This window comes from Roseateles sp. (assembly GCF_039595295.1).
Taxonomy (GTDB): Bacteria; Pseudomonadota; Gammaproteobacteria; order Burkholderiales; family Burkholderiaceae_C; genus Roseateles.
The window spans coordinates 1-6,842 of sequence record NZ_JBCNLU010000082.1 but is presented as its reverse complement, the minus strand read 5'-3'; the positions used below and the strand labels follow the sequence as shown (position 1 = coordinate 6,842).

Sequence of the window (6,842 nt, the reverse complement as noted above, 5' to 3'; positions counted from 1 at the left end):
TCAGCGAAAGGACATCGCCGGACACCGATCCGGTCGCGTCGTCCGAGGCCGGGACGCATGCGCATCGCCTGCGTCTCGATGACCGCCCGGAGCGGCGCGGGAAGCGGATTCTAGACGCATTGCCCGCGCGGACCGATCAGGTAAAAGTCCCGATATCGGAGGCGCGCCCGCCAGTCGCCCAAGGGGACCGCGCGGCGCCGAATCAGCGCACCTTGGCGCGGATTTCCGGCAGTGCCTTCTGCAGGTAATAGACCATCGACCAGATGGTCAGCACCGCGGCCAGATAGATCAGCCAAGTGCCCCACAGCGCGGTGTCGAGGAAGCCGAAGATCCGACCGTCGTAGAGCAGGAAGGGAATGGCCACCATCTGCACCGTCGTCTTGAGCTTGCCCAGCATGTGCACCGCGACGGAGCGCGAGGCGCCGATCTGCGCCATCCACTCGCGCAGCGCGGAGATGGCGATCTCGCGCCCCACGATGACCAGCGCCACCAGCGCGTCGACGCGGTGCTGCTCCAGCAGCACCAGCAGCGCGGCGCAGACCAGGAACTTGTCCGCCACCGGATCGAGGAAGGCGCCGAACGAGGAGGTCTGGTTCAGCTTGCGCGCCAGATAGCCGTCCGCCCAATCGGTCAGGGCCACCGTGATGAACAGGACCGTGGCCAGCAGGTTCTGATGGGCGGGCGCCATCTTCAGGTGGAACACCCCGACGATCAGCGGGATGGCCACGATGCGGGCCCAGGTCAACAAGGTTGGCAGCGTCCAGAACATGGGCGGCATTGTGCCCGAGGAGCGCCCCTGGAAGGGGCGCCGCGCTCAAGCCTCGGGAGCTCAATCGTCCAGGGTGCGCGGCTTGAAGCGGCGATCGTCGTCGAAGAGGAAGACCTCGGCGAACTTCCAGGGCTTGGGCAGGCGGCTCAGATCGCCGTAAGGGGCGGCCTTGCGCACCGCCGCGATCGCCAGATCGATGGTGTCCTCGGCCTGGCTGGGACGGCGCAGCACGCGGATGCTCTTGACGCTGCCGTCGCGGTTGAGCTCGACCTCCAGCACCGGGATGGCCAGCAGCACCGCCGGCACCTCGCCCATGTAGGTGCCGTTGGGATCGGCGGCGACCATGCGCTCGGCGGCTTGTCGACGCAGATCCTCGTGCGTCACGACCGCATGCGGCGGCGCCAGCGGCAGACCGCGCGCGGGCAGCCGCGTTTCGACGACCGGCGCCGGCTGCTCGACGCGCGGCGCCTCGGTCATCGGCGAACGATCCAGCGGCCGCTGCGTCGGCGTGCCGCAGCCCGCCAACGCCAGCACCAGCCCGGCCCGCATGATCCAACTCAGCGCTCGCGCGCCCCGATTCGTCGACTTCATGTCCCGCATTCCGATCCCAACGCTCTTCATCATTCGTCTTCCACCGCGGCCCGCTCAATGCAGCGCGCGATAGATTTCCTCGGCCAGCTCGCGCGAAATGCCCTTCACGCTGCACAACTCGTCGACGCTCGCACCCGCGACGCCGCGCACGCCGCCGAAGCGCTGCAGCAGCTGCGCGCGCTTCTTCGGACCGACGCCGGGCACGTCCTCCAGCCGCGAGCCGCCGGTGCGAATGGACGCCCGCTTGGCGCGCATGCCGGTGATGGCGAAGCGGTGCGCCTCGTCGCGGATCTGCGCCACCAGCATCAGCGCGGCGGAATCCTTGCCCAGATAGACCTTCTCGCGCCCGTCGGCGAAGACCAGCTCCTCGAGACCGACCTTGCGGCCCTCGCCCTTCTCCACGCCGACGATCAGCGACAGATCCAGGCCGAGCTCCTCGAAGACCTCGCGCGCCATCGACACCTGCCCCTTGCCGCCGTCCACCAACACCAGGTCCGGCATGCGGGCCGTGCCATTCTGGGCGGCTTCCGCCAGCTTGCTGTAACGGCGTGTCAGCACCTGCCGCATCGCCGCGTAGTCGTCGCCGCCGGTGATGCCCTCGATGTTGAAGCGCCGGTACTGGCTGCTCTGCATCTGATGACCCTCGAAGACCACGCAGGACGCCTGCGTCGCCTCGCCCGCCGTGTGGCTGATGTCGAAGCACTCGATGCGGAACTTGTCGAGCTCCGCGCCGCTGAGGTCCAAGGCCTCGACCAGCGCCCGCGTGCGCGCCTGCTGCGAGCCCTCTTCCGACAGCAGCCGCGCCAGCGCCAGCTCGGCGCCCTTGACGCACATCTCCTGCCAGATGCGGCGCTGGCCGCGCGGCTGAGCCTGCGTCGTCACGCGGAAGCCGGCCTGCGCGCTGAGCGCCTCGGCCAAGGCCGGATCGACCGCATCCGACAGCACCAGCAGCGAGGGCACCGCCAGCTCCAGATAGTGCTGCGCGATGAAGGCCTCCAGCACCTGACGCTCCGCGCTGGGCGGCGCGGCCTGCTCGCCGGCGGGCAGATCGTCCTCGTCGTCCAGCAGACGGATCGCGGTCGCGTCGTCCACATGCTTGGGAAAGTAGGCGCGGTCGCCCAGATGCCGGCCGCCCCGCACCATCGCCAGGTTGACGCAGGCACGCCCGCCCTGCAGCTTGACCGCCAGGATGTCGACGTCGCGATCGCGGCCGGTGGCGCTGTTCTCGTCCACGGCCTGCTGCTGCAGGACCTTGGACAGCGCGGTGATCTGGTTGCGCACGCCCGCCGCCTGCTCGTACTCGAAGCGCTCGGCGTGCGCCATCATCGACGCCTGCAGCGCGTCCATGACCTCCTGGGTCTCGCCCAGCAGGAAGCGCTCGGCGTTGCTGACGTTGCGGCGGTAGTTTTCGGTCTGGCCCTCGGGCACGCAGGGCCCGGTGCAGCGGTGGATCTGATGCAGCAGGCAGGGGCGGCTGCGGTTGTTGAAGACGGTGTCCTCGCAGGTGCGCAGTTGGAAGACCTTCTGGATGAGCTGGATGGACTCCTTCACCGCCCAGGCGCTGGGGAACGGACCGAAGTAGCGATGGCGCTTGTCGACCGCGCCGCGGTAGTAGCTGATGCGCGGCCAGGCATGGCCGCTCAGGCGCAGATAGGGGTAGCTCTTGTCGTCGCGGAACAGGATGTTGAACCGCGGGTTGAGCGCCTTGATCAGGTTGTTCTCGAGCAGCAGCGCCTCGGCCTCGGTGCGCACCACCGTGGTCTCCAGCCGCGCGATGCGCGCGACCATCATGCCGATGCGCGTGCCGCCGTGGTCCTTCTGGAAATAGCTCGCGACACGGCGCTTGAGGTTCTTGGCCTTGCCGACGTACAGCACATGGTCCTGGGCGTCGAAGTAGCGATAGACGCCGGGCAGCGCCGGCAGCGCCAGGACCTCGGCGAGCACGCGCTCGCGGGCCTCGCGCGCGGCGCGCTCCATGTCGGCGACGCGACGCGACTCGGCCGCCTCGATGGCGTCGGGCGCATCCGGTGCGTCGGTCGCGTCGGTCGCGTCGGGCGCATTCGGGACCAGGGATTCGGCGGGCGTGGGGTCCGGCACTTCGCTGGCGCCGGGAGGGATCGTGCTCATGGGGCGAGATTGTGCCGCCGGATAATTCCGCGATGCCCGACGCGACCGCCGAAACCTCCTCCGCTTCCCCGACTCCTGCCAGGAACCACGCGCACCCGCTGCGCTGGGACCTGTTCTGCCGCGTCATCGACAACTACGGCGACATCGGCGTGAGCCTGCGCCTGGCGCGCGATCTGGCGCATCGCGGCGACGAGGTGCGGCTCTGGTGCGACGACCTCGCCCCGCTCGCCTGGATGCAGCCGGCGCCGGTCGAGGGCCTGCGCTGCCTGCCCTGGGCCGACAGCGAGCGCGCCTCGCCAGGCGACGTCGTCGTCGAGACCTTCGGCTGCGAGCTGCCGCCGCGCTTCATCGCGGCGATGGCTGCGCGCGGTCCGCATCCGACCTGGATCAATCTGGAGTACCTCAGCGCCGAGGACTACGTCGAGCGCAGCCACGGTCTGAAGTCGCCGCAGTTCTCGGGACCGGGCGCGGGGATGACCAAGTGGTTCTTCTATCCCGGTTTCAACGAGCGCACCGGCGGCCTGCTGCGCGAGCCAGGCCTGATCGACGCCGCCGACGCGCACGACGGCGCCGCTTGGCTCGCCGCGCGCGGCTGGGCACCCGTCGCCGGCGAGCGCGTGCTGAGCCTCTTCGCCTATCCGCAGGCGCCGCTGCCCGAGCTGCTGGACGCACTCGGCCCCGGATGGCTGCTGCTGCTCTGTCCCGGTGCGCCGCAAGCGGCCGTGCCGCGGCTCCTGCGCGTCGGTCAGCGCGCCATCGCCCTGCCCCATCTGACGCAGGACGACTACGACCGCCTGCTCTGGTCCTGCGACCTGAACCTGGTCCGGGGCGAGGACTCTTTCGTGCGCGGGCAGTGGGCGGGGCGGCCCATGCTCTGGCAGATCTATTTCCAGGACGACGGCGCGCACGGCCCCAAGCTGGATGCCTTCCTCGACGCGTCGCTGGAGGGCGCGGATCCCGCATGGGCGGCCGATTGGCGGGCCTTGTCGTGCGCCTGGAACGGCCTCGCGCCCTGGACGCCCGCCTGCGCGGCGGCGCTGCGCGAACGAACCGCCGCCTTGGTCCAGACCCGTGCCTGGCGTGCCGGATTGGGCGCTCAGCCGGACCTCGTCACCACGCTCAGGGCCTTTGCCTGGCGGGAGACGGGTCTTTCGAGCTAGAATGCGCGGCTTTTCGCGTTCAGAACACGCGATGCTCGAGCGGCCGCAGCGCGGTCCACGGGTCTCGCCACGGAACGCCTCACACCGCCGGAACAGTTCGGATCTCCAAGCATCCATGTGACTGTGCCCGGACCCAATCTCCCGGAATCATCATGAAGATCGCTCAAGAAATTCGCGCCGGCAACGTGATCATGCACGGCAAGGACCCCATGGTCGTGCTGAAGACCGAATACAGCCGCGGCGGCCGCAATGCCGCGACCGTGCGCATGAAGCTGAAGAGCCTGCTGAACAACTCGGGCACCGAAGTCGTCTTCAAGGCCGACGACAAGATGGACCAGATCATCCTGGAGAAGAAGGAGTGCACCTACACGTACTTCGCCGATCCGATGTACGTGTTCATGGACACCGAGTACAACCAGTTCGAGGTGGAAGCCGAGAACATGGGTGACGCCATCAACTACCTGCAAGACAGCATGGAAGTCGAAGTGGTGTTCTATGACGGCAAGGCCATCTCGGTGGAAATGCCGACCAGCGTCGTGCGCGAAGTCACCTGGACCGAGCCGGCCGTCAAGGGCGACACCTCGGGCAAGGTCCTGAAGCCCGCCAAGATCGCCACCGGTTTCGAGATCCCCGTGCCCATCTTCGTGGCCCAAGGCGACAACATCGAAATCGACACGCGCACCCACGAGTACCGCAAGCGCGTCTGAGCCTCACGCTCCGACCCCTATGAAAAAGCGACCCTCGTGAACTGACCCCAAGAAGTTGGACAGTTGGAAGCTAGGCGCCCAGGGCCTGGGCTCGGTACTCCACCGGGCTCAGGCCTTTTAGCTTGAGCTTGAGACGGTGGTGGTTGTAGTAGTGAATGTAGCGACGCAGCCCCTGTCGTAGCTGCTCGACGCTGTCGAACTTGTTGAGCCGGAAGAACTCCGATTTCAGCGTTCCGAAGAAGCTCTCCATCGCGGCGTTGTCCAGGCAATTGCCCTTGCGGGACATGCTCTGCGTCAGGCCTCGCTCGGTCAGCCGCCGTCGATACGCCGCCATCTGGTACTGCCACCCCTGGTCCGAGTGAAGCATTGGCGCTTGCTGGCCTGTGAGCCGCGACAGCGCTTTCTTGAGCATGTTGCCCACCAGCGGGAAGAGCGGCCGCTCGTTCATCTCGTAGGCCACGATCTCTCCGTTGAAGAGGTCCATCACCGGCGACAGGTACAGCTTCTCGCCGCGCACGTTGAACTCGGTCACATCGGTCACCCATTTCTCGTTGGGCCTTGCGGCGGAGAACTCGCGGTTGAGCAGGTTGGGCGTCGTGGCCAGCTCGCCCCGATAGGAGCGATACCTCTTGGGCCGCACCAGCGACTTCAGCCCCAGACCCTGCATCAGGCGCTGCACCGTCTTGTGGTTCACCGCCTCGCCGCTGCGTCCCAGCTCGGCCGTGATGCGCCGATAGCCGTAGCGGCCCTTGTGACGCTCGTACACGTCATGGATTCGGGCCTTCAGGCCCGCATGCTTGTCGCCTGCTTCGAGCACCTTGACCTGGTAATAGAAGGTGCTGCGCGACAGGTCCGCCACCTGCAGCAGCATGCGCAACGGGTGATGCGGCCTCAGCTCGAGGACGGCTTGCGCCCTTTGGGCGCTGCCGGCGGTCTGGCTTGAACCAAGGCATCGAGTTTTTTTAAGTAGGCCACCTCCGTACGCAGGAGCTCGTTCTCCTCGCGCAACTCTTCCAGCGTGCGCTGGTCATCCGCCTTCGCGGGTGCGGCCGGTGCGGCCTTCGGCTTGGGGAGCTTCATGGGAGGGCGGCCTCGCGGTTTGGGGTGGAGCGCTTGCGCGCCGCCCTCATCGTACTGGCGTCGCCACTTGGCCACGACACCTCCACCGCCACGAAGCTCGAAGAGCGTGGCCGCTTGCGAGTTGGACAACTCCCGGCGCTTGGCTTGGCGCAGCACGTTCAACTTGAACTCTGCGCTGTAGTAGTCCGCCCACTTCCGTCGCAGCCCCTGCGGACCATGCGCCCGATAGCGCCCAACCCAGGCCTCAATGCTGGTGGGGCCTATCCCGTATAGCTTGGCCAGCGCCTTCTTGCCCAGCGGCCCTGCCAAGTACCTCTGAACAACCTCGAGCTTGAAGCTCTCACTGTGCTTCGCCATGAAAAACACCCCATCGGTTGGATTGGCGTCCAACCTTTGGGGTGCAGTTCA

At 67.4% G+C, this 6,842-nt stretch carries 6 protein-coding genes; 2 read left to right on the top strand and 4 right to left on the bottom strand.

Annotated features, from left to right (window positions below):
• Window positions 1-202: 202 nt before the first annotated feature.
• The 3 genes from pgsA to uvrC are packed head-to-tail and all read right to left on the bottom strand — an operon-like array spanning window position 203 to window position 3,337.
• Window positions 203-769 carry a CDP-diacylglycerol--glycerol-3-phosphate 3-phosphatidyltransferase gene (gene pgsA / locus ABDW59_RS24470; RefSeq protein ID WP_343634075.1) on the bottom strand — a complete coding sequence of 189 codons (567 nt, stop codon included), beginning with the start codon at window positions 767-769 and terminating at the stop codon, window positions 203-205.
• A 60-nt stretch (window positions 770-829) separates the two neighbouring features.
• On the bottom strand, window positions 830-1,360 hold the full coding sequence (locus tag ABDW59_RS24465; protein WP_343634073.1) for a hypothetical protein: 531 nt from the start codon (window positions 1,358-1,360) through the stop codon (window positions 830-832).
• A 54-nt stretch (window positions 1,361-1,414) separates the two neighbouring features.
• Window positions 1,415-3,337: an excinuclease ABC subunit UvrC gene (uvrC, locus tag ABDW59_RS24460; RefSeq protein WP_343634077.1), complete on the bottom strand. Its 1,923-nt coding sequence runs from the start codon at window positions 3,335-3,337 to the stop codon at window positions 1,415-1,417.
• A 182-nt stretch (window positions 3,338-3,519) separates the two neighbouring features.
• On the opposite strand from uvrC, the gene earP reads away from it, so the two are divergent.
• Together earP and efp are read left to right on the top strand one after the other, a co-directional pair.
• Complete coding sequence (earP, locus tag ABDW59_RS24455; protein WP_343634071.1) at window positions 3,520-4,647, top strand: elongation factor P maturation arginine rhamnosyltransferase EarP; 1,128 nt, start codon at window positions 3,520-3,522, stop codon at window positions 4,645-4,647.
• 152 nt (window positions 4,648-4,799) lie between these two features.
• Window positions 4,800-5,354 (top strand): elongation factor P, encoded by a 555-nt coding sequence (efp, locus tag ABDW59_RS24450; RefSeq protein ID WP_343634069.1) that lies wholly within the window; start codon window positions 4,800-4,802, stop codon window positions 5,352-5,354.
• A 70-nt stretch (window positions 5,355-5,424) separates the two neighbouring features.
• Here the strand turns inward: efp and ABDW59_RS24445 are convergent.
• Window positions 5,425-6,791 (bottom strand): IS3 family transposase gene (locus ABDW59_RS24445; protein WP_343634068.1). Its coding sequence is split into 2 segments (ribosomal slippage): window positions 5,425-6,311 and window positions 6,311-6,791, totalling 1,368 coding nucleotides; the frame shifts between segments, so codons are not numbered across the junction.
• Window positions 6,792-6,842: the final 51 nt, after the last annotated feature.